General features: G+C 72.8%; 19 protein-coding genes and 2 pseudogenes. 14 read left to right on the top strand and 7 right to left on the bottom strand.

What is annotated here, in order from left to right; translation table 11 throughout:
• Positions 1 to 128 precede the first annotated feature (128 nt).
• Positions 129 to 650, top strand: coding sequence for a hypothetical protein (locus IO24_RS0102095; RefSeq protein ID WP_031131123.1), 522 nt, complete (start codon positions 129 to 131; stop codon positions 648 to 650).
• Between the two features lie 111 nt (positions 651 to 761).
• Positions 762 to 1,421 carry a class F sortase gene (locus IO24_RS0102090; protein ID WP_031131121.1) on the top strand — a complete coding sequence of 220 codons (660 nt, stop codon included), beginning with the start codon at positions 762 to 764 and terminating at the stop codon, positions 1,419 to 1,421.
• Here IO24_RS0102090 and IO24_RS0102085 read toward each other — a convergent pair.
• On the bottom strand, positions 1,359 to 1,751 hold the full coding sequence (locus IO24_RS0102085; protein WP_031131119.1) for a winged helix-turn-helix transcriptional regulator: 393 nt from the start codon (positions 1,749 to 1,751) through the stop codon (positions 1,359 to 1,361). The two genes, IO24_RS0102090 and IO24_RS0102085, sit on opposite strands and share 63 nt — an antisense overlap.
• A 105-nt stretch (positions 1,752 to 1,856) precedes the next feature.
• Between IO24_RS0102085 and IO24_RS0102080 the strand changes: the two genes are divergently transcribed.
• Positions 1,857 to 2,750 (top strand): NAD(P)-dependent oxidoreductase, encoded by an 894-nt coding sequence (locus IO24_RS0102080; RefSeq protein ID WP_031131117.1) that lies wholly within the window; start codon positions 1,857 to 1,859, stop codon positions 2,748 to 2,750.
• Here IO24_RS0102080 and IO24_RS40320 read toward each other — a convergent pair.
• Positions 2,747 to 3,598, bottom strand: a pseudogene (locus IO24_RS40320) (sulfite exporter TauE/SafE family protein). The gene IO24_RS0102080 and the pseudogene IO24_RS40320 sit on opposite strands and share 4 nt — an antisense overlap.
• Positions 3,599 to 3,758: 160 nt before the next feature.
• On the opposite strand from IO24_RS40320, the gene IO24_RS0102070 reads away from it, so the two are divergent.
• From IO24_RS0102070 to IO24_RS0102050, 5 genes are all read left to right on the top strand, one after another.
• Positions 3,759 to 4,976, top strand: coding sequence for an NAD(P)/FAD-dependent oxidoreductase (locus IO24_RS0102070; protein ID WP_031131115.1), 1,218 nt, complete (start codon positions 3,759 to 3,761; stop codon positions 4,974 to 4,976).
• On the top strand, positions 4,976 to 7,585 hold the full coding sequence (gene nirB / locus IO24_RS0102065) for a nitrite reductase large subunit NirB (protein ID WP_031131113.1): 2,610 nt from the start codon (positions 4,976 to 4,978) through the stop codon (positions 7,583 to 7,585). Before IO24_RS0102070 ends, nirB begins: the two co-directional genes overlap by 1 nt.
• A complete protein-coding gene (gene nirD / locus IO24_RS0102060; protein WP_031131111.1) occupies positions 7,582 to 7,932 on the top strand; it encodes a nitrite reductase small subunit NirD in 351 nt (116 codons plus the stop codon). The genes nirB and nirD overlap by 4 nt, the downstream gene beginning before the upstream one ends.
• A 75-nt stretch (positions 7,933 to 8,007) precedes the next feature.
• The gene (locus IO24_RS0102055; protein WP_031131109.1) at positions 8,008 to 8,850 is read left to right on the top strand and encodes a maleylpyruvate isomerase family mycothiol-dependent enzyme; all 843 of its coding nucleotides are present in this window, start codon (positions 8,008 to 8,010) and stop codon (positions 8,848 to 8,850) included.
• Positions 8,851 to 8,969: 119 nt separating this feature from the next.
• Positions 8,970 to 9,908, top strand: a complete 939-nt coding sequence (locus tag IO24_RS0102050; protein ID WP_031131108.1) for an SMP-30/gluconolactonase/LRE family protein — start codon at positions 8,970 to 8,972, stop codon at positions 9,906 to 9,908.
• A 3-nt stretch (positions 9,909 to 9,911) separates the two neighbouring features.
• Here IO24_RS0102050 and IO24_RS0102045 read toward each other — a convergent pair whose 3' ends face one another.
• The 3 genes from IO24_RS0102045 to IO24_RS0102035 form a co-directional block, all read right to left on the bottom strand.
• Positions 9,912 to 10,838, bottom strand: coding sequence for an oxidoreductase (locus tag IO24_RS0102045; RefSeq protein WP_031131107.1), 927 nt, complete (start codon positions 10,836 to 10,838; stop codon positions 9,912 to 9,914).
• A 99-nt stretch (positions 10,839 to 10,937) separates the two neighbouring features.
• A complete protein-coding gene (locus IO24_RS0102040; RefSeq protein ID WP_037667066.1) occupies positions 10,938 to 12,644 on the bottom strand; it encodes a SulP family inorganic anion transporter in 1,707 nt (568 codons plus the stop codon).
• 458 nt (positions 12,645 to 13,102) lie between these two features.
• Positions 13,103 to 13,708 carry a carbonic anhydrase gene (locus tag IO24_RS0102035; protein ID WP_031131103.1) on the bottom strand — a complete coding sequence of 202 codons (606 nt, stop codon included), beginning with the start codon at positions 13,706 to 13,708 and terminating at the stop codon, positions 13,103 to 13,105.
• 217 nt (positions 13,709 to 13,925) lie between these two features.
• Between IO24_RS0102035 and IO24_RS0102030 the strand changes: the two genes are divergently transcribed.
• The 4 genes from IO24_RS0102030 to IO24_RS0102015 all read left to right on the top strand — a co-directional run bounded on the left by IO24_RS0102030 (position 13,926) and on the right by IO24_RS0102015 (position 18,197).
• Positions 13,926 to 14,756, top strand: coding sequence for a response regulator transcription factor (locus tag IO24_RS0102030; RefSeq protein WP_031131101.1), 831 nt, complete (start codon positions 13,926 to 13,928; stop codon positions 14,754 to 14,756).
• Complete coding sequence (locus IO24_RS0102025; protein ID WP_031131100.1) at positions 14,753 to 16,243, top strand: sensor histidine kinase; 1,491 nt, start codon at positions 14,753 to 14,755, stop codon at positions 16,241 to 16,243. Before IO24_RS0102030 ends, IO24_RS0102025 begins: the two co-directional genes overlap by 4 nt.
• 163 nt (positions 16,244 to 16,406) lie before the next feature.
• Positions 16,407 to 17,564: an alkaline phosphatase PhoX gene (locus IO24_RS0102020; RefSeq protein ID WP_031131097.1), complete on the top strand. Its 1,158-nt coding sequence runs from the start codon at positions 16,407 to 16,409 to the stop codon at positions 17,562 to 17,564.
• 114 nt (positions 17,565 to 17,678) lie between these two features.
• Entirely contained in the window at positions 17,679 to 18,197 is a 519-nt protein-coding gene (locus IO24_RS0102015; protein WP_031131095.1) for an NUDIX hydrolase, read from the top strand.
• Between the two features lie 275 nt (positions 18,198 to 18,472).
• Here the strand turns inward: IO24_RS0102015 and ppdK are convergent, their stop codons facing one another.
• Positions 18,473 to 21,220, bottom strand: coding sequence for a pyruvate, phosphate dikinase (gene ppdK / locus IO24_RS0102005; protein ID WP_031131093.1), 2,748 nt, complete (start codon positions 21,218 to 21,220; stop codon positions 18,473 to 18,475).
• Positions 21,221 to 21,626: 406 nt separating this feature from the next.
• The gene (locus tag IO24_RS0102000) at positions 21,627 to 22,829 is read right to left on the bottom strand and encodes an ROK family transcriptional regulator (RefSeq protein ID WP_031131091.1); all 1,203 of its coding nucleotides are present in this window, start codon (positions 22,827 to 22,829) and stop codon (positions 21,627 to 21,629) included.
• A 121-nt stretch (positions 22,830 to 22,950) separates the two neighbouring features.
• Between IO24_RS0102000 and IO24_RS0101995 the strand changes: the two are divergent.
• Positions 22,951 to 24,417: pseudogene (locus tag IO24_RS0101995) on the top strand (MGH1-like glycoside hydrolase domain-containing protein).
• Complete coding sequence (locus IO24_RS0101990; RefSeq protein WP_031131087.1) at positions 24,414 to 26,351, top strand: amylo-alpha-1,6-glucosidase; 1,938 nt, start codon at positions 24,414 to 24,416, stop codon at positions 26,349 to 26,351. Before IO24_RS0101995 ends, IO24_RS0101990 begins: the two are co-directional and overlap by 4 nt.
• Positions 26,352 to 26,491: the final 140 nt, after the last annotated feature.

Raw genomic sequence — 26,491 nt, 5'->3', positions numbered from 1 at the left:
GACCGCCGGTTCACCCCCTCCTGACACCCATTCATCCCAATTCTGACGCCCCATCAGCAAGCGCGTTCGTCCCGCTGCCCGTTACCTCGGAAGGGCAGGCGCAGACCGAACCGCTCGAAGGAGCACCGATGCGATGTACCGCCCGGCCGCTGACCGGTACCGCGCTCGCCGTCGCCGCCGCGGCTCTCGCCGTCGCCCCCGCGTACGGCGCGTCCGCCGGTGGCCTGGAGGTGTCCCCGGCCTCGGTCGTGCCCGGCGGTCAGGTCACCGTGCGCACGGCGGCCTGCGGCGACGGCGGCTCGGCGACGGGTGACGCCGGCGCGGTCGGGGCGGGTTCCCTCAGCCTGGCGCCGGACGCGCACGGGCAGGACGCGAGCGGGCGGTTCAGGGTGCCGCCGAGCGCGCAGCCGGGAACGTACGAGATCACCGCCACCTGCGGCGGCAGCGGCCGGCGGATCACCGGGGACCTGGTGGTCACGCTGACGCCGGTGCGCGAGCAGGTGCATCCCCGGGGAAGTGTGAAGACGGGGGTCGGTGGCGCCCTGGGCCCCGATCCCGTGCAGACCGCGGCCGGTGTGACGGCCCTCGCCGTCGCCGCCGCGGGCGGTACCTGGCTCCTGCATCGCCGGGCGAGAGGCGACGGGATCTGACGGACACCCTCCGCTGTCCGTCGCCGGTACCGCATGTCCCCTCCCCCTCCGGGTCCGACGCCCCTCGCGGCCCGGAGGGGGCACGGGGCCGGATCACAAAAAGGGTTGGGTATGCGCAGGTTCCCAGGGTTCCGCAGCGGCGTTCGCAATCCCGCGAACGCGGCCATGGCGGCCGTGACGGTGTTCGCCCTGTGCTCCGGGGTGTGGCTGCTGCGCGACGGCGCCGGGACGCACGCCCCGCCGCAGCCGTCCGCCGCGCAGGCCCGGGCCGGACTGGACGGCCGTGCCGGTGAGCGGCCCGCCGTGCCCGCGCTGCCGCCGTCGCCGCCCGACCGGATCCGCATCCCGGCGATCCGGGTGGACGCGCCGCTGACCGGGCTCGGCCTGACGAAGACCGGCAGCCTCGGCGTACCGCCCGCCGCGGACGAGAACCTCGCCGGCTGGTACGAGGCCGGCACGACCCCCGGCGAGCGGGGGACCGCGATCGTCGCCGGCCATGTCGACAACGCCGACGGCCCCGCCGTCTTCTACGGCCTCGGCGCCCTCACCAAGGGAAGCACGATCGAGGTGGACCGGCGGGACGGCAGCGTGGCGGTGTTCACCGTGGACGCCGTCGAGGCGTACGCCGCGAAGGACTTCCCCGACGCGAAGGTCTACGGCGCCGCCCACCGCCCCGAGCTGCGGGTCATCACCTGCGGCGGCGGCTACTCACGCGGCGCCGGTTACCAGGGGAACGTCGTCGTCTTCGCCCACCTGACCGGCAGCCGCTGACGCACCGAGGACGTTGGCCCTCCCCCAGGCGCCCAGCGGTTCCAGCGCCTCGTTCAGGGACGCGCCCCGGGCCGTCAGCGAGTACTCCACCCGCGGCGGCACCTCGTCATACGCCTCACGGTGCACCAGACCGTCGGCCTCCATCTCCCGCAGGTGCGAGGCGAGCACCTTCTCGGTGACGCCCGGCAGCTCGCGGCGCAGTTCCCCGAAGCGGCACGGCCGCTCGTCCAGCGCCCAGAGGATCAGCACCTTCCACTTGCCGCCGATCACGTCCATCGCCGCGTCGATCCCGCACACGTACACCCCCGGCCGCCGTCCCGTCGTCCCCATGCCCACCCCTCGCCCGCCTGCTGCCTGGACCCTTCCCCCGAGGTAACCACCCACTTCGAAGTACGTACTTGAGCGGGCGCTTCCCCTACGACGAGCCTAGACGCCATGACCGACACCGCAGTTGCTCCCCGTACCCCTCTCACTCTTCTCGGTACCGGCGCCATGGGCACCGCCCTCGCCCGCGTCTGGCTGGCCGCCGGGCACGAGGTGACCGTCTGGAACCGCACCGCCGCCCGTGCCGAGCCCCTCGCCGCCGAGGGCGCCACGGTGGCCCGGACCGCCGCGGAGGCGGTGGCCGCGAACCGGCTCGTGATCGCCTGCCTGCTCGACGACGCCTCCGTGGGCGAGGCCCTGGACGGGGCCGGTCTCGCCGGGCGGGATCTGGTGAACCTGACGACCGGCACCCCGGGCCAGGGCCGTGCGCGCGCCGCCTGGGCCGAGGCGCGCGGCGCGCGCTTCCTGGACGCCGGGATCATGGCCGTCCCACCGATGATCGGCGCCCCGGACTCCGGCGGCTACGTCTTCTACAGCGGCTCCCCCGAGCTGTTCGAGGAGCACCGCGACACCCTCGCCGTCCCGGCCGGCACCCGCTATGTCGGGGCCGATCCGGGGTTCGCCGCGCTGCACGACGTGGCGCTGCTGAGCGCGATGAGCGGCATGTTCGCGGGCATCACCCACGCCTTCGCACTGATCCGCCCGGAGGACATCGCGCCGAAGGACTTCGCACCGCTGCTCGCGGACTGGCTGGCCGCGATGGCCCCGGCCGTGCACCAGAGCGCAGACCAGCTCCAGAGCGGCGACTACACCCGGAACGTCGTCTCCAACCTCGCGATGCAGGCCGCGGGCAACACCACCCTGCTGCGCACGGCCGAGGAGCAGCGGGTCAGCCCGGAGCTGCTGACGCCGTACATGGAACTGATGGAGCGCAGGCTCGCCCAGGGGCACGGCGACGAGGACGGGACGGGGATGGTCGAGCTGCTGGACGTGCGAGGACGCTAGGCGAGCCACTGCTCGTACGCGAGGTTCCCCACCAGGGCGAAGACGACCGTCAGCAGTACGACGCGGACGAAGCCGCTGCCCTGCTTCAGGGCCGTGTGGGCGCCGAGGGTGCCGCCCGCCAGGTTGAAGACGGCCATCAGGGCGGCCGGTTGCCACAGGACCGCGCCCTGCCAGGCGAAGGTCGCGAGGGCGCCCGCGATGGGGGCCCCTGCTCGAGCGAAGCCGAGAGCTTGGGGGAGCAGCAGTTGACGATCTTGGCGGTGGCGGAGGCCGTGACGAGGTCGAGGTGGAGGACGGCGGTGAGCGCGAGGACCAGGAACGTGCCGGTGCCGGGGCCGATGAGGCCGTCGTAGAAGGCGATGCCGAGGCCGGCGAGGCCGATGGCGGCGAGGATCTGCCGGCGGGTGGCCGGGCCGGGCGCGGGGGCCGTGCCGAAGGCGGGGCGCAGGATCACGAAGGCGGCGACCCCGAGCAGCACCACCATGATCACCGGCTTGAGGACCTCGGTGCTCATCCCCGCCGCGAAGAAGGCCCCCCGCGGAGGAACCGGCGAGGGCGGCCAGTCCGATGCGGACGGCGGTACGGACGTCCACAAGAGCCTTGCGGGCATACTCCCCCACTGCCTGAAGGGCGTGGGAGGTGCCCCCACCGGCCACGCCCGTGGTACCGACGATGGCGACCGCCTTGTTGGTGCCCAGCGCGTGCGCGGCGGGGGTGTTCGCCGGCAGTCCGAGCAGCAGCACCGGCAGCAGCAGGAGGCCGCCCCCGCCGACCACGGCGTCGATCCGGCCGGCGGCGAGGGCCGCTGCGCAGAGCAGGACGATCATGGTCAGCGATGTGTCGGGCATGATCGCGACCCTGTGCGAGGCCGCTGCGACGCCTCACAGCCCGCCGTCGCCGCACTTCAGGAACCCTCACACCCATCGCCCCTCCCCGCTGAGGGCAGCGTTCCCCGCGGGAAACAGAGGTGATGCTGCCGGGTAACACCGGCACCGCACGCTCAAGTGCATGACCTCGAATGAGCGTGTGGTGGTGATCGGCACCGGCCTGGCGGGCGTACGGCTCGCCCGGCGGCTCGGTGAGCTCGGCACGCCCGCGCTGCTGATCGGCGAGGAGGAGCACCAGCCGTACAACCGGGTGCTGCTCGCCGAGGTGCTGGCCGGACGGTACAGCCCCGAGGTGATCGCCCTGCCGGCACCGGCCCGGATCATGCGCGGCCGGGTCCTCGGCGTCGACCGCGGGCAGCGGACCGTGACATGCGCGGACGGGACGGTGATCGCATACGACCGGCTCGTTCTCGCGACCGGCTCCAACCCCGTACTGCCGCCGCTGCGCGGGCTGTTCACCGAGAATCACGAACTTCCCGAGGGCGTCCACGCGTTCCGGACCATGGACGACTGCCTGGGGCTGTCGAAGGCGGTCCGGCCGGGGGCGCGGGCCGTCGTGGTCGGCGGCGGTCTCCTCGGGGTCTCCGCGGCACGGGCGCTCGCCCTGCGCGGCGCCCAGGTCGTGCTCGCCCAGCAGTCCGAGCGGCTGATGGAGCGCCAGCTCGACCCGGCCGCGTCGAAGCTCGTCAAGCGGCATCTGACCGACCTGGGCGTCGAGGTGCACACCGAGTGCCGCGTACGGGACGTGCGCTGCGTCGGCGGCGCCGTCCGCTCCGTGGAGATGGCCGACGGGTACGCCCTCGACGCCGACCTGGTGGTCGTCGCCTGCGGGGTCCACCCCCGGGTGGGTCTCGCCCAGGCCGCGGGGCTCGAGGTACGCAAGGGCGTCGTCGTCGACGACGAACTGCGCACCTCCGACCCGTACATCCACGCGATCGGTGACTGCGCCCAGCACGACGGCGTCCTGTACGGGCTCGCCACTCCGGCACTCGAACAGGCCGACGCGCTCGCGGAGCTGCTCGCCGGTGACGCGAAGGCCCGCTACACCGGCACGCGCTCCCTGACCCGGCTCACGCTGAACGGGCACGACAGCCCCTTCGACCTCGCCGCGTTCGGCGAGACCGAGGCGCTCCCGGGCGACGACGTCGTCCAGCTCGCCGACGCCACCCGCGGCACCTACCGCAAGGTCGTCGTCCGCGACGACCGCCTGGTCGGCGGGGTCCTCGTCGGCGAACTCGGCACCGTCGGCGCGCTCGCCCGCGCCTGGGAGGGAGCAGAGCCGCTCCCCTCCGACGGCGGCCCGCTGCTCCACCTGCTCACCAACGATGGAGGCTCCTGATGACGGCCACCCCGGGGGCGACCCCCACGATCGTGCTCGTCGGCCACGGCATGGTCGGCCAGCGCTTCCTCGAAGCGCTCGCCGAACGCGGCCTGACCGCCACGCACCGCGTGGTCGTACTCTGCGAGGAGCCGCGCCCGGCCTACGACCGCGTCGCCCTCACCTCGTACTTCTCGGGGAAGACCCCCGAGGACCTGTCCATGACGGACATGGAGTTCATCGACACGCACGGCATCGAGCTGTACATCGGCGATCCCGCGCAGACCGTCGACCGCGAGGCGAAGAAGGTCACCGCCAGGTCCGGTGAGGTCTTCGAGTACGACACCCTCGTCCTCGCCACCGGCTCCTACCCCTTCGTCCCGCCGGTCCCGGGCAAGGACGCCGAAGGCTGTTTCGTCTACCGCACGATCGAGGACCTGCTCGCGATCGAGGAGTACGCGAAGAGCAAGGCCCGGGTGGGTGCCGTGGTCGGCGGCGGTCTGCTCGGACTAGAGGCCGCGGGCGCGCTGAAGGGCCTCGGACTCACCTCCCACATCGTGGAGTTCGCGCCCCGGCTGATGCCCGTCCAGGTGGACGACGGCGGCGGCGCCGCGCTGCTGCGCACCATCGAGGAGATGGGCCTGAGCGTCCACACGGGCGTGGGCACGCAGGAGATCCTCGTCGACTCCGCGGGCGCCGTCACCGGCATGAAGCTCTCCGACGGCTCCGAACTGGCCGCCGACATGGTGGTGTTCTCCGCCGGTGTGCGCCCCCGCGACCAGCTGGCCCGCGACTGCGGCCTGACGGTCGGCGAGCGCGGCGGCATCACCGTCGACGAGCAGTGCCGTACGGTCTCCGACCCGCACGTCTTCGCGATCGGCGAGTGCGCGCTGGCCTCCGACGGCCGGGTGTACGGCCTGGTGGCGCCGGGCTACGAGCAGGCAGAGACGGCGGCGGCCACGATCGCCTCGGACGAGGCGTCCTTCACCGGAGCGGACCTCTCCACCAAGCTGAAGCTGCTCGGCGTGGACGTGGCGTCCTTCGGCGACGCGCACGGCACCGCCGAGGACTGCCTGGACGTCGTCTACTCCGACTCCCGCGCGGGCCTGTACAAGAAGCTGGTCATCGGCCGCGACGGCACGCTGCTCGGCGGCATCCTGGTCGGTGACGCGGAGGCGTACGGCACGCTGAAGGCCTTCACCGGCTCGGTCCCGCCGGTCGCCCCCGAGTCGCTCGTGCTGCCGGCCGGCGCCGGGGAGTCCGTCCAGCTCGGCCCCTCCGCCCTGCCGGACGACGCGATCATCTGCTCCTGCCACAACGTCTCCAAGGGCGCGATCCGTGGCGCGGTCACCGACCACCAGTGCACGACCGTGCCCGAGGTGAAGAAGTGCACCAAGGCCGGCACCGGCTGCGGCTCCTGCGTCAAGGTCCTCGGCCAGCTCGTCAACGCCGAGCTGGAGGCGAGCGGCGTCGAGGTCGACAAGGGCCTGTGCGGCTGCTTCTCGCAGACCCGCGAGGAGCTGTACGAGATCGTCCTCGCCCTGCGCATCAACTCCTACCAGGACCTGCTGGACCGCTACGGCCGCGACGGCGCCCGGGGCGGTGACGGCTGCGAGGTCTGCAAGCCGACCGTCGGCTCGATCATCGCCTCCCTCGCCCCCGCGATCGGCGCGAGCGGCTACGTCCTGGACGGCGAGCAGGCGGCCCTTCAGGACACCAACGACCACTTCCTGGCCAACCTGCAGAAGAACGGCTCGTACTCGGTCGTGCCGCGGATCCCCGGCGGCGAGATCGCCCCGGAGAAGCTGATCGTGATCGGCGAGATCGCCCGGGACTTCGGCCTCTACACGAAGATCACCGGTGGCCAGCGGATCGACATGTTCGGCGCCCGCGTCGAGCAGCTGCCGCTGATCTGGGCCCGGCTGGTGGACGCCGGCTTCGAGTCCGGCCACGCCTACGGCAAGTCCCTGCGCACGGTGAAGTCCTGCGTCGGCCAGACCTGGTGCCGCTACGGCGTCCAGGACTCCGTCCGCATGGCGATCGACCTGGAGCTGCGCTACCGGGGCCTGCGCTCCCCGCACAAGCTGAAGTCGGCCGTCTCCGGCTGCCAGCGCGAGTGCGCCGAGGCCCAGTCGAAGGACTTCGGCGTGATCGCCACCGCCAACGGCTGGAACCTCTACGTCGGAGGCAACGGCGGCGCCACGCCCCGCCACGCGGACCTGCTCGCGCAGGACCTGTCGGACGCCGAACTGGTCCGCCTGATCGACCGGTTCCTGATGTTCTACATCCGTACGGCCGACCGCCTGGAGCGGACCTCGACCTGGCTGGACCGGATCCCGGGCGGCCTGGACCACGTCAGGGACGTGGTGGTGCACGACTCGCTCGGCATCTGCGACGAGCTGGAGCAGCTGATGCAGGCGCATGTCGCGCACTACCGCGACGAGTGGGCCGAGACCATCAACGACCCCGAGAAGCTGTCCCGGTTCGTGTCCTTCGTGAACGCGCCGGACACCCCGGACCCCGTCGTCGCCTTCGTGCCCGAGCGCGACCAGATGAAGCCCGACCTGCCGCTGCTGTCCATCGGCATGCGACCCGCCGCTGACGTACTGGAAGGAAGCGCCCAGCGATGACCCTGGCACTCGAGACCACCGACCTCAGGATCGAACTCGCTCTGGACGGCGACTGGTTCACGGTCTGCGACCTGAGCACGCTGCTGCCGGGCCGCGGGGTCGCCGCGCTGCTGCCGGACGGCCGGCAGGCCGCGGTCTTCCGCGACCGCTCCGGTGAGCTGTTCGCCATCGACAACCGCGACCCGTTCACCGGCGCGGCGGTCCTCTCCCGCGGCCTGACCGGCACCCACCAGGGCCGCCCGTTCGTCGCCTCGCCCCTGCTGAAGCAGCGCTTCGACCTGGCGTCCGGGCAGTGCCTGGACGACGAGGCGGTGCAGGTCACGGCGTACAAGGTGCGCGCCGCGTAGGAACGCGGACGCCCGCCTCGACAACACCCCTCCCCCGGAGGGGTGTTGTCGTCGTCGCCTGGCAGGCTGGGGGCCATGGTTGCGCAGCCGAACGACAGGCCGGGCCTCTCCTGGCTCGGCCCCCCGATCGACGCCCGCCCGCTGTTCGGGCCGGAACTGGCAGCGCTGCTGGGGCTGTTGCGGGGGCTGCGGCCCGGTCAGTGGAGCGAGCCGGCCGTGCCGGGCTGGACCGTGCACGACGTCTCCGCGCACGTCCTCGGCGACTACTGCGCCCGCCTCGGCCGTCGTGAGTTCGGCGCCTTCGCGCCGGGCGAGACGCTGGAGGCGTTCATCCACCGCGCCAACCAGGGGTGGGTCGACCGCCACCGGGACATGGACCCGGCCTCGCTCGTCGACGCCCTGGAAGAGGCCGGCACCGAACTGGCCCGCCGCTTCACGCACGCCGACCCGGACGCGCCGTCCCTGGGTGTGTCCTGGGCCGGGGTGGACCCGGCGCCCATGTGGCTGGACTGTGCCCGGGAGTTCACGGAGTACTGGACGCACCGCCAGCAGATCCGGCACGCGGCCGGGCTGGGCACCGACCCCGGGCCGCGCGCCCTGTCCATGGTCCTGGACACGTTCATGCGGGCCCTGCCCCACACGCTGCGGGACACCGCCGCGCCGGCCGGCACGCGGGTGGCTCTGACGGTCACCGGCCCCGGAGGAGGCACCTGGACCGTGACCGCCGGGCCGGAGGGCTGGTCCCTGGCGCAGGACCCCGGCGGTCGGCCGGCGGCCGGCGTGGAGCTGGACACGGAGACCGCCTGGCGGCTGTGCACGCGGGGTGTCCAGCCGGCCGATGCCCTCGCGAGGGCCCGGGTCGAGGGGGACCGGCGGCTCGCCGGGGCCGTGTGCCGGATCGTGTCGATCGTCTACTGAACAACTGCCCTGCCGGACTGTCGGGTTGCTGTCGAGTTCGCCGACCCGGCTGCCGCGTCGGGGGTTCCTCGCGTTTCATCGAGTCACACCCCCACCTTCCTTCCACGGAGGCCCCCACCATGACCCGGAACCACCCCCAGCCGTCCCGGCGGACCGTGCTCGGCGGGGCCGTCGCCGCGCTCGCGGTGGCCGCCGGCACCGGCACGGCACAGGCCGCTCCCGGATCCCCCTGGCCGGCCGAGTTCCCGCTGCCCGACGGCTGGCTCCCCGAGGGGATCACCATAGGCGGCAGGCCGTACGCGTACATGGGCTCGCGCGCCGACGGCGCGATCTACCGCACCGACCTGCGCACCGGCAAGGGCAGTGTCCTGCACGAGGGCGCCGCCGGTCTCGCGTCCATCGGCCTGAAGCTGGACCGGGACGGCCTGCTGTACGTGGCCGGCGGCGCCGGAGGCGCCGCGAGGATCGTCGACTCGCGCACCGGCGAGCTGCTCAGCACGTTGCAACTCACCCGGGACACGGCCCCGTTCATCAACGACGTCGTCCTGCACGAGGACCGCGCCTGGTTCACCGACTCCCGTGCCGCGGTCCTCCACGGCGTCCCGCGCGGCCGGCGGGGCGAGGTCCGCGCCCTGCCGCTGACCGGCGAGTGGGTGCAGGCACCCGCCGGGACCAACAGTGCCAACGGCCTGGTCGCCACCCCCGACGGCCGCGGCCTGATCGTCGTCAACGCGGGTCAGCTGTACCGCGTGGACCTGAGGACCGGCCACGCCGCCGAGGTCACGCTGAAGGGTGCGACGGACGTGGCGGGCGGCGACGGCCTGGTCCGTCTCGGCCGCACCCTGTACGTCGTCCAGAACCGACTCAACAAGATCACCGTCTGGGACCTCGACAAGAAGGCCACCACCGCCACCCTGACCAGGACGATCACCGACCCCCGCTTCGACGTCCCCACCACCGCCGCCCGCTACGGCGACCGCCTCTACCTGGTCAACGCCCGCTTCACGAGCCCGCAGACGCCGGAGACGACGTTCAACGCGGTGGCCGTGGCCCTGTGAGCGTCATGCCTTCAGGGCGTCGTACGTCACCCCGGTCTGCTCCTCGGACGCGGCCCACAGCCGCTGCCCCGCCACGTCGTTGAGGGTCCAGGGCGCCCGCCAGGACGGTGCGGGCGCCCCGCGCCACATGGCGATGTGCGGGCCGGTGAAGGAGTCGGGCCGTACGCCGGGTTCCGTCGCGGCGTACAGGACCGGCAGCGCGCCCGCCTCGGCCGGCTGCGCGATGACCCGGTTGGCGAGCCGCACGAGCCGCTCGGCGGCCGGGCGCCCCTCGGCGAGCGGCCCGGTGGTCTGGAGGTTGGTGGCCGCGTACCCGGGATGGGCCGCGGCCGCCACCAGGTCCGTGCCGTGTGCCGCCGCCCGGCGCGCCAGCTCGTGCGTGAACAGCAGGTTGGCCGTCTTGGAACGGGCGTAGGCGATCCAGCGCCGGTAGCGCCGCTCGCTGTTGAGGTCGTTCATATCGATGTTGGCGAGGGCGTGCATCCCGCTGGAGACGACCACGACCCGGGCCCCCGGCGCCGCCACCAGCGCGGGCAGCAGCAGCCCGGTGAGCGCGAAGTGCCCCAGGTGGTTGACGCCGAACTGCGTCTCGAACCCGTCCACCGTCGTCCCGTACGGCAGCGCCATCACCCCGGCGTTGTCGACGAGCACGTCCAGCCGCTCATAGGGGAATCCGGCCGCGAACTCGCGTACGGAGGCGAGGTCACCCAGGTCGAGCCGGCCCAGCTCGACCCGGGCCTCGGGCAGTTCCGCACGGAGCCGGTCCACGGCCGCCGCGCCCCGGGCCTCGCTGCGGCACGCGAGGACCACCCGCGCGCCCCTGCGGGCGAGTTCACGTGCCGTGACGTATCCGATCCCGCTGTTGGCGCCGGTGACGACGGCGACGCGGCCGCTCTGGTCCGGGATGTCCTGTGTGGTCCAGCCTGGCATGTCAGGCTCCCTCCGTCGGTGGCCCGATCCAGCCTACGAGGAGCCGCGCCGCCTGCGGCGAGGAGGGCCCGGGCCGCCGCCGGGCCCTCCTCGCCGCTGTCAGCCCACCGGGCTCGACCGCTGGTCGTCCGGGAGGGGCCGGGTGTCGAGGTAGAACCACTCGGCGTCGGCGGAGGGTTCCGCCACCGGTTCGCGCCATGCTTCCTCTGCCATGGCCGTGACGTGCCGCTTGGGCAGCGGTGCCGGTGCTTGCCCCGCGGGCGCCTCGGCCCGGTCACCGGCCGGCTTCGCCTCCCCCGGCATCAGCAGCTCCACCCGCAGCCCCAGTCCGCGCTGCTGGGCGGTGAACTCCTCGACCTGGTTACGGCAGGCGTGGTCCAGGTGGGTCACGCCGGTCAGGTCGAGCCGGATCCTCGGCTTCCCGGACGCGGCGGCGGCCTCCAGCGCCTCGATCACCTTCGGCAGCCGCAGGAACGTCGCGTTGCCGGCCATGACGACCTTCGCCGTGTCGTCCTCGACGTGCTGGCGGATCGCGGTCTGGGACATCCGCAGCGCGGCCAGCACGATACCCGCGGCGAGGCCGATCAGCACGCCCTCGAGCAGCGCGGTCACCACGATGACCAGCGTGGTCAGCGTCATCACCGCGAACTCGCCCTTGTCCTGCCGCCACATCTTCGGGAACTCGGCGGGCCCGAACAGCTTCCAGCCGCTGTGCACGAGGACACCGGCGAGCACCGAGATCGGGATCAGCGCGAGCACCTGCGGCAGCAGCAGCGCGAAGGCGAGCAGCCACAGGCCGTGCAGGGTGCGGGAGAGCCGGGTCTTGGCCCCCGCCTGGACGTTGGCCGAACTGCGGGCCACGACCGCGGTGATCGGGAGCGCGCCGAGGATGCCGGCGACGGTGTTCCCGGCGCCCTGGGCGATCAGCTCGGTGTTGTAGCGGGTGCGCGGGCCACTGTGCATACGGTCCACGGCAGCGGCCGTGAACAGGCTCTCGGCGGACGCGATGACCGTGAACGTGAGGATGGCGGTGATGATCGCCCCGTCCGCGAGCCCGGCGAACTGCTCCGGCCCGGGCACCGACACGGACGCGAGCAGGTTGCCGACCTGGAGCGTCTTCACGTCCACGCCGGGCAGCGCGGCGACCACGATGCCGATGCCCACGGCGACCAGCGCCGCCGGGATCTTCCCGGCCGGACCCGGCACCTTCTTCCACACGAAGCTGAGCACGATCGTGACGACACCGAGCAGGGTGGCGATCATCGCCTGCGGGTCGGTCACGATGCCGGCCAGCAGGCCGGGGAGGCCCGCCATGTTCTCGATCGCCGTGCCGGGGGCCTTGGCGTCGGCCATCGGATAGGCCTGGCTGAACATCAGCGGCACGCCGATGCCGGCCAGCATGCCCTGGACGACGGCGACGGAGATGGCCTGGAACATCCGGCCGAGCCGCACCAGTCCCAGGATGATCTGGAGGAGGCCGGCGAACAGCACGATCACGCCGAGCATGGCCACGCCGACCTCGGCGACGGTCTCCGCCACGAGCGCGGCGAGTCCAGCGGCCGGCCCGCTGACCTGGAGCGTACTGCCGCGTGCCGCGCCGACGACCAGACCGCCGATCACCCCCGAGATGATCCCCAGCTCGGCCGGCACACCGGACGCGACGGCGACACCGATGCACAGCGGCAGGGCGACGAGGAAGACGACGAGCGAGGCGGTGATGTCGGTGACGAGGTCGGCCTTGGTCCGCGCTGTGCCGCCCTCGCCCTTCGCACCACCCGACACACGGCTGATCAGCCCACCCAGCACACCGCCCAGGGAACCTCCGGCCGAGCCGCCCGCGGGTTCACCGGGCGGGCTGCCCGACCGCCGGCTCGCGCCCCCTGCCGGGTCCCCCACCAGGCCGCCCCCGGGCCCACCCGACCGACCGACCGTGAAACCGCCCGCCGGACCCCCCGACCGCCGACTCGCAGCGCCCCCCGCCGGGTCCACGAGCAGGCCGCCCCCTGGGCCACCCGACCGATCGCCCGTCAACCCGCCCGCCGGACCGCCCGGTCCCCAGCCCTCGGCACCTCCCGACGAACCACGGACCGGCCCACCCCCCTGCCAGTCCCCCGAGCCCCGCCCGGAGCCGCCGGCCCCCCAGTCCGCGGCACCTCCCCCGGAACCAGCCGCCCCCCAGTCCTCCGCCGCGTCTCCCGCCGGACCGGCCGTCCGGCCACCCGGCGTGGCGCCGCCGCGTGCCCGCCCCCGCGCATGCGCCCCGCTCACGCGGCATGCACCCGGAACGCGCCGTCGTCGCCGAGCTCGTAGACGAAGCCCGTGTCGATCTCGTAGTACCAGCCGTGCAGCCGCAGCCGGCCCGTGTCGAGCCGCTGTCGCACCACCGGGTAACTCCGCAGGGCGGCCAGCTGGTTGACGACGTTGCCCTGGGACACCTCCGGCAGCGACGGGTCGTCCGGCGCGGACTCGAGGACGGGGGCAAGTTCGGGGCGGGCGATGTGCAGCCAGGCGTCCACGCCGGGCAGGGCGGACAGGTCGTCGCCGGACTTCAGCGCACCCATCGCGCCGCAGTGTGAGTGACCGCACACCACGATGTCCTGAACTCCGAGCACTTCCAGTGCGTACTCGATGGTGGCCGCCTCCCCGGAGGCCCCGGGCCGTCCGTAGGGCGGCACGATATTGCCCGCGTTGCGCAGCTCGAATATGTCCCCGGGCCGTGCGCCCGTGATGAGCGCGGGCATGACCCGGGAGTCCGAGCAGGTGATGAACAGCACCTCCGGATATTGCCCTTCGGCCAGTTTCCGGTATTCCCCGCTGTCGAAATCGACGCGCGTCCTGAACGTGCGGGCACGGTCCAGCAATGCTTTCAACTCTGCCTCCTGAGCTGCGATTTCCTTCTATGAGCCCCACCGTAGACGGACGACTTACAGAGGAAGGTTAAGCGAACTCCAGAGCCCGGCCAGGAATTGAACATTCTTTGTCCGGATACCCAGACGGACGGTCATCTTGTAGCGTGTGAACTACCGGGCCGATAATGCGAATTCACGCTGCCCGGATTCATGCCGGCTTCACGGAGAGACGGGACGTATGGGCCTACGAGTGCTGCTCATCGAGGACGACGAGACGATCGCCGAGCCGCTCACCGAAGGGCTCGGACACTTCGGGCTGACGGTCGACCACGTCGCCACCGGCGCGGAGGGGCTGAGAGGGCCGTACAACGACGTCGTCCTGCTCGACCTGGGACTGCCGGACATGGACGGCATCGACGTCTGCCGCAATATCCGGCAGGTCTCGGACGTGCCCATCGTCATCCTCAGCGCCCGCGGCGAGGAGGCCGACCGTGTGCTGGGCCTGGAGCTGGGCGCCGACGACTATCTGGCGAAACCTTTCAGCGTGCGGGAGCTGGTGGCCCGGGTCCGGGCCGTGACCCGCCGCACGCAACGCACCCGGCAGGCGTTCCCCGAGCCCCCGGGCACACCGGTCGCACCCGGTGCTCCCGAGTCGCCGCCCTACGAACCGGCCCCCGCGTACGAGCCGGCCCCGGCCCTCTCCTACGACCCCCCTGCCGCACCGTCGTACGATCCGGCCCCCGATCCCCCGCACGACCCGGGCCCGCTCGTGGTGGACCGCCGCACCCGCCAGGTCTGGGTCGGCGACTCCCCCGTGCCGCTCACCCCCAAGGAGTTCGACCTGCTGGCGCTCCTCAGCGAGGACCCGGGCGCGGTCTACTCACGCCAGCAGATCCTCGACCGCGTCTGGGATCCGCACTTCGACGGCCCGACCAAGACGCTGGACGTCCATGTGGCCGCGCTGCGCCGCAAGCTGGGGCACCCGGCGTGGATCAGGACACTGCGGGGCGTGGGCTTCCGGCTGGCGGTGCACACGGGGCCGAACGCGCCGCAGGTGGCCTCTCCATGACCCGACGGCTGCTGCTCAGTTACCTCAGCCTCGCCGCGCTGGTGCTGCTCTGCCTGGAGATCCCGCTGGGCTTCGTCTACTCGCGCGGGGAGCGGGAGCAGGTGGTCAACGCGGCGAAGGACGAGGCCGAGTCGGTCTCCGCGTACGCCGCGCTGTCCCTCGCTGCGGGGCGGGCCGAGCAGGACCTGCCCGCGCGGGTGGCGCACTGCGCGCAGCGCATCGGCGGCAAGGTGGTGATCGTCGGCGCCTCGGGCGCGCCGCTCGCCACCTCGCACCCCATGGACCCCTCGGTGTCCGGCGCCCTGGCCGACCGGCCGGGCATCGCGGCCGCGCTGCGGGGCACCTCCACGGTGGACGTGCGGACCTCCACGATCGGCGGGGTCGAGTACCTGTCGGTGGCCGCGCCGGTCGGTCACGAGGCGCAGCCGGTGGGTGCCGTGTGGCTGACGGTGCCCACGCGGACGGTGCACGAGCGGGTCCACCACGTGTGGCTGCTGCTCGCCCTGGGCGGGCTGGCCGTGCTGACGGCGGTGGCCGTGGTCGGCTTCGCCTTCGCCCGCTGGGCCGGCCGCCCCATCCGCGAACTGGAGCAGGCGACGCACGAGTTGGGAGAGGGCGGCGGCCGGTTCACCCCGGTGACGATCACGAAGGGCCCGCCGGAAGTGCGCAGTCTGGCCGCCGCGTTCAACCGCACCGCGGCCCGTTTCGCCCATCTGCTCGCCTCCCAGCGGGCATTCGCCGGCGAGGCCTCGCATCAGCTGAAGACCCCGCTCGCGGCGCTGCGGCTGCGCCTGGAGAACCTGGAGCCGGACGTCGCCGCCCGGGCCCGGGGCAGCCTCACCGCGGCCGTCACGGAGACGGACCGGCTCGCCCGGATGGTCGAGCACCTGCTGGCGATGGCCCGGCTGGAGGAGCACGCGGCGATCCCCGCCACCGTCGATCTGGGCGCGGTCTGCGCGGAACGGCACCGCACCTGGCAGCCGCTGTTCGCGCGGGAGGACGTCTCCCTCGTGCTCTTCGCGGGCAGCGTCGGCCCGGTCCTCGCGGTGCCGGGAGCCGTCGAGCAGATCATGGACAACCTGCTGTCCAACGCCCTGCGGGCGTCCCCGCCCGGCAGCACCGTCACGGTCGAGCTGCGGATGCCGGCCCCGCCCCGCCGGGCCCTGCGCGACAGCCGTCCCCGCTGGGTCGACCTGCACGTCACCGACGAGGGCCCCGGCATGACGGAGGAGCAGCGGGCCCGCGCCTTCGACCGTTTCTGGCGCGCCCCGGGCGCCCCCAAGGGCGGCTCGGGACTCGGCCTCGCCCTGGTGCAGCGCCTCGCCCACGCCAGCGGCGGCGAGGCGACCCTGCACGCGGCGGCGACGGGCGGCCTGGACGTGGTGATCCGGCTGCCGTCCGTACGGCCACCGGCCGAGGGGCCCGGACCGGGCACGGACCGGCCGAGGGGCGGCCGGAGACGGGAGGTCCCGGCGCTGCCGGCGTAGGGGGTGTCCGCCGTGGGACAGGCGGCACACAGCATGCCGCCCCACGGCCACGAGTTGTCCATGCCCCGTCAACCCTGCCCGTCTAGCGTCCCTCCCGCCTCCCCCCGCGCACAACCCTGCCGTCGACCGGCGGCAGGGCGGTACGGCACCTCTTGGAGTGAGAGTGGAACGTCGTAGCCTCCTGCGTGCGGCCGTCCTCGGCGGCACTTCGGCCGCCCTGGGCGGAACCCTGTGGCGCGGCGCCGCGTACGCGGCCCCGGCCCAGCCCGGCACCGGACCCTACGGGCCGCTGGGCGCCCCGGACGCCAACGGCATCAGACTCCCTGGCGGCTTCACCAGCCGGGTGATCGCCCGGTCGGGCCAGCGGGTCGGGACCACGTCCTACACCTGGCACAACGCCCCGGACGGCGGCGCCTGTTACGCCGACGGCACGGGCTGGATCTATGTCTCCAACTCCGAGATCAATCCCTCGGGCGGCGCGAGCGCGGTGCGGTTCTCCTCGACCGGGGCGATCACCGGCGCGTACCGCATCCTCTCCGGCACCCGCCAGAACTGCGCCGGCGGCAAGACGCCGTGGAATACCTGGCTGTCCTGCGAGGAGGTGGACCGGGGCTACGTCTACGAGACCGACCCCTGGGGCACGAAGGCGGCGGTGCGCCGCGACGCCATGGGCCGCTTCAAGCACGAGGCGGCGGCGGCCGACCCGGTCCGCCGGGTCGTCTACCTGACCGAGGACGTCACCGACGGCTGCTTCTACCGCTTCCGCCCGACGACCTGGGGCGACCTGTCCGCCGGCACGCTGGAGGTCCTGGTGGCGGGCAGCGGCACGAGCGGCCCGGTCACCTGGGTCCGCGTCCCCGACCCCACCGGCGCGACGGCCACCCGCCACCAGGTGTCCGGCGCCAAGCGCTTCAACGGCGGCGAGGGCTGCTACTACGCGAACGACACCTGCTGGTTCACCACGAAGGGCGACAACCGTGTCTGGCAGTACGACGCCGCCGCCCAGACCGTCGAACTCGCCTACGACGACTCCCTGGTGACCGGCGGCACGGCCCCGCTCACGGGCGTCGACAACGTCACCGGCTCCGCCTCCGGCGACCTCTTCGTCGCCGAGGACGGCGGCAGCATGGAGATCTGCGTCATCACCCCGGCCGACGTGGTCGCCCCGTTCCTCCGCATCGACGGCCAGTCCGGCTCGGAGATCACGGGCCCGGCCTTCTCCCCGGACGGCACCCGCCTCTACCTCTCCAGCCAGCGGGGCACCAGCGGCAGTTCCTCGGGCGGCATCACGTACGAGGTGACGGGCCCGTTCCGGACGTAGCCACGACCCGGCTGTCCCCTGAGCCCGACATGCCGGTGACCTTCGACGCGTCCGGCCGTTCCACCGTTCGGGCAGCTCGTCCCGGGCTGCCCGGCCGACGGAAGGAACATCACCGTGGACACGACCGTGCCCGCCACCGACGTACAGCGCGTGCTGCCGCGTGACGAGTGGGTCAGGACGCTGCCCCAGACCATCGTCGCGTCGTGCGTGCTGCTCCTCGACGCCGAGGACCGGATGCTGCTGCTGCGCTACGCGGACGGCCAGCCCGCTGCGGGGCTCTGGGGACTGCCGGGCGGCATGCTCGACCACGGCGAGGACCCCGTCGGTGCCGCGCGTCGGGAGCTGCACGAGGAGACCGGCATCTCCCTCGAAGGGGACCTGCGGTTCATCGGGTACGACCACCGGGCCGATGTGCTGGGCACGGGCCCGGTGCTCGACTTCTACTTCCACGGCGGCCGTCTCGCGCCCGGACAGACCGTCAGGCACAGCGGCGAGCACGACCAGGACGGCCTGTTCGCCCTCTCCGACCTGGAATCCACCCCGCTGACGACCCCGCTGCCGGCCCTCACCGCCCTGCACCGGGCCGCCCTGACCGGCACCGTCGTATGCCTGCGGGAAGGTCTGTCCCCATGACGGCCCATCAGGCCCGTCACGACGTGGACAGCAGGTCCGCCGCCCGCACCCGCTCCTGATGGATCAGCACGTCGAAGCAGCGGCCCAGCGCCATGTCGAACCACACACGTGCCCGACTGAGGGCCCTGCCGAACCCGCCCCCGTCTGAACAGCTCGCGAGAGAGCGGGGGCGCACCTCCGCACAAGGTGTGCCCCCGCTCTTCTTCGTGCTCCGGAGCCGCCGCGATCGGTGAGGGTCGGGGACCGTCGGCGGCTCCGGGTTCTGTGGGCCCCGGCTAGCGGTGGTCGCTGCCCTGGGACTGGACCGCCGCCCTGCCCGCCTCCAGGCGGGCCACCGGGATGCGGAACGGGGAGCAGGAGACGTAGTCGAGTCCGACCTCGTGGAAGAAGTGGACCGACTCCGGGTCGCCGCCGTGCTCGCCGCAGACGCCGAGCTTGAGGTCGGGGCGGGTCTCGCGGCCGGCCTTGGCGGCCAGTTTCACCAGGGAGCCGACGCCGTCCTTGTCGATCGTCTCGAACGGGGAGACACCGAAGATGCCCTTCTCCAGGTACGCGGTGAAGAAGCTGGCCTCCACGTCGTCGCGGGAGAAGCCCCACACCGTCTGGGTCAGGTCGTTCGTGCCGAAGGAGAAGAACTCGGCGGCCTCGGCGATCTGACCGGCGGTGAGCGCGGCGCGCGGCAGCTCGATCATCGTGCCGATGGACAGCTTCAGCTGCGCGCCCGAGGCCGCCTCGACCTCGGCGATGACCTGGTCCGCCTCCTCGCGCACGATCTCCAGCTCCTGGACCGTGCCGACGAGCGGGATCATGATCTCGGCGCGCGGGTCGCCCTTGGCGGCCTTGCGCTCGGCCGCGGCCTCGGCGATCGCCCGGACCTGCATGGTGAACAGGCCGGGGATGACCAGGCCGAGGCGCACACCGCGCAGACCCAGCATCGGGTTCTGCTCGTGCAGCCGGTGCACGGCCTGGAGCAGGCGCAGTTCGTTCTCGTGCGGCTCCTGGCGGGACTCGGCGAGGGCCACGCGGACGGACAGCTCGGTGATGTCCGGGAGGAACTCGTGCAGCGGCGGGTCCAGCAGGCGGACGGTGACCGGGAGGCCGTCCATGGACTCGAAGAGCTGCACGAAGTCCTGCTTCTGGAGCGGGAGCAGCTGCTTGAGGGACTCCTCGCGCTCGGTGTCCGTGTCGGCCAGGATCAGCCGCTCCACCAGCTCGCGCCGGTCGCCGAGGAACATGTGCTCGGTGCGGCACAGGCCGATGCCCTGGGCGCCGAAGCGGCGGGCGCGCAGCGCGTCCTCGGCGTTGTCGGCGTTGGCGCGCACCCGCAGGCGGCGCTTGCGGTCGGCGAAGGCCATCATCCGGTGCACGGCCTCGACGAGCTCGTCGGCGTCGTCGGCACCCGGGTGCATCCGGCCCTCGAAGTACTCCACGACCGGCGACGGCACGACGGGTACCTCACCGAGGTAGACCTTGCCCGAGGAGCCGTCGATGGAGACGACGTCGCCCTCCTCGACGACGTGCCCGCCCGGCACGGTCATCCGGCGGCGCTTGGTGTCGACCTCCAGCTCCTCGGCGCCGCAGACACAGGTCTTGCCCATGCCGCGCGCGACCACGGCCGCGTGGGAGGTCTTGCCGCCGCGCGAGGTCAGGATGCCCTCGGCGGCGATCATGCCGTCCAGGTCGTCGGGGTTGGTCTCACGGCGGATCAGGATGACCTTCTCGCCCGAACGCGACCACTTCACGGCCGTGTAGGAGTCGAAGACGGCCTTGCCGACCGCCGCGCCCGGCGAGGCCGCGATGCCCCGGCCGACCGTCGCGACCTTCGCGCTCTCGTCGAAGCGCGGGAACATCAGCTGCGCGAGCTGGGCGCCGTTGACGCGGGTGAGCGCCTCGGCCTCGTCGATCAGGCCCTGGTCCACCAGCTGGGTCGCGATGCGGAACGCGGCGCCCGCGGTGCGCTTGCCGACGCGGGTCTGGAGCATCCACAGCACACCGCGCTCGATGGTGAACTCGATGTCGCAGAGATCCTTGTAGTGGTTCTCCAGCGTCTCCATGATCTGCATCAGCTGGTCGTACGACTTCTTGTCGATCGACTCCAGCTCGGCGAGCGGCACGGTGTTGCGGATGCCGGCGACGACGTCCTCGCCCTGGGCGTTCTGGAGGTAGTCGCCGTAGACGCCCTGGTGGCCGGAGGCGGGGTCGCGGGTGAAGGCGACTCCGGTGCCGGAGTCGGGGCCGAGGTTGCCGAACACCATGGAGCAGACGTTGACGGCCGTGCCCAGGTCGTGCGGGATGCGCTCCTGACGGCGGTAGAGCTTGGCCCGGTCGGTGTTCCAGGAGTCGAAGACGGCGTGGATGGCGAGGTCCATCTGCTCGCGCGGGTCCTGAGGGAAGTCCCGGCCGGCCTCGGTCTTGACGATCTTCTTGAACTTGGTGACGAGCTTCTTGAGGTCGGCGGCCTCCAGCTCGGTGTCGACCGTGACCTTCTTGGCCGTCTTCGCCGCCTCCAGCGCGTCCTCGAACAGCTCGCCGTCGACGCCCAGGACGGTCTTGCCGAACATCTGGATGAGGCGGCGGTAGGAGTCCCACGCGAACCGGTCGTCGCCGGCCTGCTTGGCCAGTCCCTGCACGGACTTGTCGGAAAGGCCGATGTTGAGGACGGTGTCCATCATGCCGGGCATGGAGAACTTGGCGCCCGAGCGCACCGACACCAGCAGCGGGTCGTCGGCCTGCCCGAGCTTCTTGCCCATGCGGGCCTCCAGCGCGTCGAGGTGTGCACTCACCTCGTCACGCAGTGCCGCCGGCTCCTCGCCGCTGTCCAGGTAGGTCTTGCAGGCCTCGGTGGTGATCGTGAAGCCGGGAGGGACCGGAAGACCGAGGTTCGTCATCTCGGCGAGGTTCGCGCCCTTGCCACCGAGGAGGTCCTTGAGGTCCTTGTTGCCCTCGGTGAAGCCGTAGACGAACTTCACGCCCTCAACGCTCGCGGCCTGCTCGGCTACCGGGAGATCTTTGTTTTCCGACACGGGTCTCGACTCCTCGAGGACGCGGTGGCTGCCCTGACGGCGAGGAACATACCCAGATCAAAGGCGTCTGGGTACGTCTACTCGCGCGTCATACGCCTGTAACCACTCGTCCGCCAGCGGATCGAAAGTCAAGGCTCGGCAAGCGATCACAGGCGCATGTTTTCACTTCTTGAACGCAAGAACCTCCTCGGACCCCATCGAGCGCTCATGTGAGCGGTGTTTCCGCACATTTGATTTCGCTCGATGAACGATCAAAGGGTGGCACTCAGTGCCACCCTTTGGAGAAGTGCAGTCGCTCAAGATCCGCTCATCTGAGCGCAACCCTTATCAGGGGTGGCGAGAATCACGCTGCCACAGCCGACGGAATTTCACCATGCGGACGCGTCCCGGGACCGAAACGCGGCCGTCACACCCCGAGCGCGCGCAACCGCTCCTCGGCCCGCTCGGGCTTGTAGAGATGCTCCACGACCATCGCACCGGCCCCGACCAGCGCGGCCCGCTCACCCAGCCGCGCGGTCACCACGTCCAGGTGGGCGGTGGAGCGGGGCAGCGCCCGCTGGTACAGCAGTTCGCGCACGCCCGTCAGGAAGGGAGTTCCGGCCAGATCCCCGGCGATCATCAGGACGCCGGGGTTGAGCAGCGTCACGACGGTCGCGAGGACGTCCCCCACCCGGCGCCCGGCCTCCCGGGCGAGTCCGACCGCCTCGGGGTGCCCGGACGCCAGCAGGTCCCGTACGTCCGAGCCGGAGGCCGCCGGCACCCCGGCCTCGGCCAGCCGCCGTGCCACCGCGCCACCGCTCGCGACGGCGGCCAGACAGCCGTACGCACCGCACCGGCACAGCGCCTCGGCGCCCTCCGGCACGCGGATGTGCCCGATGTCGCCGGCGCCGCCGTCGACGCCCCGGAACACCGAACCGTCCACCACGACCCCGGCGCCGATGCCGGTGGAGACCTTGACCAGCACGAAGGCGGAACAGTCGGGGTAGCCGACGCGCTGTTCGCCGTACGCCATGAGGTTGGCGTCGTTGTCCACCAGCACCGGCACCCCGGTGGCGCCCGCGTGCCCGGTGAGCGCCCGGGCCAGCCGTCCCCTTATGTCGTAGCCGTCCCAGCCGGGCATGATCGGCGGCTGGACGACGCGGCCGGTCTCGGTGTCGACCGGGCCGGGCACCGCGAGCCCGACCCCGCAGACCGCCTCCGCCCCGTTTCCGGTCTTCGCCAGCAACTCGGCGAACCAGCGGCCGAGTTCGCCGAGCACGGCGTCCGGCCCGTCCTCGACGACCAGGGTGCCGGAGTGCTCGGTGAGGATCTCGCCGCTCAGCGACAGCACGGCCGCCCGCGCGTGCCGGGTGTCGAGGTCGGCGGCCAGGACCACCGCGTGCTCGTCGTCGAACTCCAGGGTGATGGAGGGCCGTCCGCCGAGCGGTGAGCCGACCGGCCCCCCGGCGCCCTCGCGCAGCCAGCCCGCGCGGAAGAGCCGGTCCAGCCGCTGCCCGACGGTCGCGCGGGACAGTCCGGTCGCCTGTTGCAGCGCACCCCGGGTCACGGCGCGGCGACTGCGCACCAGTTCGAGCAGATCACCGGCGCTCGCCTGAACGCGTCCCGTCATGCGCACCCCCTTGTGTTTCCCAACCCTGCATTACATATTGGGTTTTGCGTGTTAAATAGACGTAACCCTACGGTAGCCCCTGCCGATCCCGGTCAGGAGTACGTCTTTGGGAGAGCCCCGAGTGGATCGCATCGCCCAGCTCACCACGCGTCCCGCGGGGCGCGGTTTCGCATACGATCCGGCCGCCGCGCCGTTCCCCTTGTAGATGAGGGCCGCACAAGTGCTCGAGGGCAACTGGACGGGCGAGTCCACCGTGCCCTCGCGCGGTCTGTATCCGCACCAGTGGTCCTGGGACTCGGCGTTCATCGCGATCGGCCTGCGGCACATCTCGCCGTTACGGGCACAGACGGAACTGGAGACGCTGCTGGCGGCCCAGTGGGCGGACGGGCGGGTCCCGCACATCGTCTTCAACCCCTCCGTCCCCCTCGACGCGTACTTCCCGAGCCCCGACTTCTGGCGCTCGTCGGCCGCCGGGCGCGCCGCCGGCGCCCCGCGCACCGTACAGACCTCCGGGATCGTGCAGCCACCGGTGCACGCCCTGGCCGCGTGGCTGGTGCACCTCGCCGACCCCGGCCTGTCCAGGGCACGCGGCTTCCTCACCCGGATGTACCCCCGGCTGGCCGCCTGGCACGACTACCTCCTGCACCGGCGCGACCTCGGCGGGGGCGGGCTGGTGTCCGTCGTGCACCCCTGGGAGCAGGGTATGGACAACAGTCCCTGCTGGGACCGTCCGCTGTCCCGGGTCACCCCGGCCCCGGCCCGCTCCTTCCGCCGCGCCGACCTCGACCACGGCGCCCCCGACGACCGGCCCACGGATCTGGACTACGGGCGGTACGTGCGGCTGGCGGCCGACTACCGGGACCGCGGATACGACGACGGCCCGGCCCGAGGGGCGGCCCGCAGGGCCACGGTCGAGGGCGGTGGTGGGAGACGGGTGGGCGACTTCGCCGTGGAGGACCCGGCCTTCAACGCGCTGCTCGTCGCCTCCGAGTACGCCCTGGCCCGCATCGCCCACGAGCTGGGCCTGGCCGGCTCGGCCCGGCAGGCCCACGCGGAGCGTCTGACGGCGGCCCTGGTGGAGCGGCTGTGGGACCCGGCGGCGGGGATGTTCCTGTGCCGGGACGTGCGCGCCGGGGAGCTGATCCCCGAGCGCGGTGTCTCCGGCCTCGTCCCCCTGCTGCTGCCGGACCTGCCCGGAGACCTCGCGGCCACCCTGGTCCGCACGATGTGCGGCCCGCACTTCGGCCTCGGCGGCACGACCCGCCTGGTCCCGAGCTACGACCTGCTCGGCGATGCCTTCGACCCGCACCGCTACTGGCGCGGCCCGGCCTGGTTCAACACCAACTGGCTGCTGGAGCGCGGTCTGCGGCTGCACGGCGAGCGCGGCCGGGCCGACGCTCTGCGCAAGGGCATGCTGCACACCGCCGGCGCCTCCGGCTTCGCGGAGTACGTCGACCCGTACACGGCACAGGCCTGCGGCGTCACCGGCTTCGGCTGGACCGCCGCGCTCACGCTCGACCTGCTGCACGACCGGCCCGCACGGGGCAGGAACGGCCTCACGGCGACCAAGGGAGGGAACCGGGGATGACGGACCGGCATCATCTGCTCGTGTACGGCCGGACGTTCGCCGCCGTCGGCGACCGCGGCGACATCAGCGGCTACCGGGGCGGCAGCGCCCCGGACGGCATGTTCGTACGGGACGCCCGGCATCTGAGCCGGTGGCAGCTCACCGTCGACGGGGCGGTGCCCGACACGCTGACCCCGGTGGCGGACGGGGACACCGCGCGCTGTGTCCTCGTCCCGCGCGGCGGCCGCGACGAGCCGCCCGCGTACACGCTCTTCCGCGAACAGGCCGTCGGGGACTCCTCGTTCGTGGAGTCGCTGCGCGTCACCAGCAACCGTCCGGTGCCGACGACGGTCCGTCTCGCGGTCACCGCCGACGCCGACTTCACCGACCAGTTCGAGCTGCGCTCCGACCACCGCACCTACACGAAGGCGGGCGCCGTCCGCTCCCGCCGAGTGCTCGGCCACGGAGTGGAATTCGCCTACCGGCGCGGCGAATGGCGTTCCGTCACGACCGTGACGGCCGACCCGCAGCCGGACGCCGTGGAGGAGACCGGCACCGGAGCCCGCCGCCTGGCCTGGGCCCTGGACCTCGAACCGCACGGCACCGCCGAGCTGACCCTGCGGGTCATGGCCCGCCCGCACGGCGATCGGCGGGCCCTGCGCGTACCCCGCTCCCCCGCCGCCGTCCAGGAGCAACTCCGCGCCCAGGAGGGCGATTTCGTCCAGGGCGTGGCCTTCCCGAGCGGCTGGCCCGAGCTGGCCGCGGCCTGCACCCGGGGTCTCGCCGACCTCGCGGCCCTCCACATCCCGGCGACCGGCCCGGACGGCGAGGACCTGCGCGTCCCGGCCGCCGGTGCCCCCTGGTTCCTGACGCTGCTGGGCAGGGACGCCCTGCTGACCTCCCTGTTCACCCTGCCCTACCGGCCACGGCTGGCGGCCGCCACCCTTCCCGCGCTCGCCGCGACCCAGGCCACCGGGACCGGCGCCGACGAGATCGCCCAGCCCGGCAAGATCGTGCACGAGGTGCGGCACGGCGAACTGGCGCACTTCGGTCAGGTCCCCTACGGCCGCTACTACGGCTCGGTCGACGCCACCCCGCTGTTCCTCGTCCTGCTCGGTGCGTACACCGAGCACACCGGCGACACCGGCCCGGCCCGCCGCCTCGAATCCCACGCCCGGGCCGCGATCACCTGGATGCTCGACCACGGCGGCCTGACCTCGCGCGGCTACCTCGTCTACCGCGCCGACCAGGGCGGTCTCGCCAACCAGAACTGGAAGGACTCCCCCGGCGCGATCTGCTCCGCCGAAGGCACCCGCCCGCACGGGCCGGTGACGGCCGCGGGCGCCCAGGGCTACGCCTACGACGCCCTGCGCCGCACGGCGGGCCTGGCCCGCACGGTGTGGCAGGACTCGACGTACGCCCATCTGCTGGAGCAGGCGGCCGGAGACCTGCGCGACCGTTTCCAGCGGGACTTCTGGATGCCGGAGCACTCCTTCCCGGCCCTCGCGCTCGACGGCCGGGGCCGGCAGGTCGACGCGCTGGCCTCGGACGCCGGGCACCTGCTGTGGTCGGGGCTGCTGGACAAGGAGTACGGCGAACTCGTCGGCCGGCGGCTCCTCGAACCGGACTTCTTCTCCGGCTGGGGCGTCCGCACCCTCGCCGCCGGGCAGCCGGCGTACCACCCGCTCTCCTACCACCGCGGCTCGGTCTGGCCGCACGACAACGCGCTGATCGCCCTGGGCCTGGCCCGCTACGGGCTGCACGACGAGGCCCGCGCGATCGCCCACGGCCTGGTCGACGCGGCGGGCGCGACCGGCCACCGGCTGCCGGAGGTCCTCGCGGGCTACGGACGCGACACCCACCCGGAGCCGGTGCCGTACCCGCACGCGTGCGTGCGTGAATCCCGTTCGGCGTCGGCCCCGTTGGCGCTGCTCACGGCGGTCGGCGTGGTCTGAGGGCCGGTTGGACCGAACGACACCCCCAGTGTTTGCCGGGTGTTTGCCGAGCGCCGGCCCGGCGGGCTGAACACACCCGAGGAACGTCCCGTACGGAACGGTGGCGGACCCGCACCCCCACGCGGGTCCGCCACCTCACC

Source organism: Streptomyces flavovariabilis (assembly GCF_000725785.1).
In the GTDB taxonomy this organism is placed as follows: domain Bacteria; phylum Actinomycetota; class Actinomycetes; order Streptomycetales; family Streptomycetaceae; genus Streptomyces; species Streptomyces hawaiiensis.
Note: the sequence above shows the minus strand (reverse complement) of the source record. Positions and strands in the feature narration are given on the sequence as shown.

What these genes read in the sequence shown, in the direction of transcription:
- IO24_RS0102070 (WP_031131115.1), top strand. Translation starts at nt 3,759, where the DNA reads ATGACCTCGAATGAGCGTGTGGTGGTGATCGGCACCGGCCTGGCGGGC.
- nirD (WP_031131111.1), top strand. Translation starts at nt 7,582, where the DNA reads ATGACCCTGGCACTCGAGACCACCGACCTCAGGATCGAACTCGCTCTG.
- IO24_RS0101990 (WP_031131087.1), top strand. Translation starts at nt 24,414, where the DNA reads ATGACGGACCGGCATCATCTGCTCGTGTACGGCCGGACGTTCGCCGCC.
- IO24_RS0102050 (WP_031131108.1), top strand. Translation starts at nt 8,970, where the DNA reads ATGACCCGGAACCACCCCCAGCCGTCCCGGCGGACCGTGCTCGGCGGG.
- nirB (WP_031131113.1), top strand. Translation starts at nt 4,976, where the DNA reads ATGACGGCCACCCCGGGGGCGACCCCCACGATCGTGCTCGTCGGCCAC.
- IO24_RS0102095 (WP_031131123.1), top strand. Translation starts at nt 129, where the DNA reads ATGCGATGTACCGCCCGGCCGCTGACCGGTACCGCGCTCGCCGTCGCC.
- IO24_RS0102085 (WP_031131119.1), bottom strand. Translation starts at nt 1,751, where the DNA reads ATGGGGACGACGGGACGGCGGCCGGGGGTGTACGTGTGCGGGATCGAC.
- IO24_RS0102025 (WP_031131100.1), top strand. Translation starts at nt 14,753, where the DNA reads ATGACCCGACGGCTGCTGCTCAGTTACCTCAGCCTCGCCGCGCTGGTG.
- IO24_RS0102030 (WP_031131101.1), top strand. Translation starts at nt 13,926, where the DNA reads ATGGGCCTACGAGTGCTGCTCATCGAGGACGACGAGACGATCGCCGAG.
- IO24_RS0102080 (WP_031131117.1), top strand. Translation starts at nt 1,857, where the DNA reads ATGACCGACACCGCAGTTGCTCCCCGTACCCCTCTCACTCTTCTCGGT.
- IO24_RS0102000 (WP_031131091.1), bottom strand. Translation starts at nt 22,829, where the DNA reads ATGACGGGACGCGTTCAGGCGAGCGCCGGTGATCTGCTCGAACTGGTG.
- IO24_RS0102045 (WP_031131107.1), bottom strand. Translation starts at nt 10,838, where the DNA reads ATGCCAGGCTGGACCACACAGGACATCCCGGACCAGAGCGGCCGCGTC.
- IO24_RS0102090 (WP_031131121.1), top strand. Translation starts at nt 762, where the DNA reads ATGCGCAGGTTCCCAGGGTTCCGCAGCGGCGTTCGCAATCCCGCGAAC.
- IO24_RS0102055 (WP_031131109.1), top strand. Translation starts at nt 8,008, where the DNA reads ATGGTTGCGCAGCCGAACGACAGGCCGGGCCTCTCCTGGCTCGGCCCC.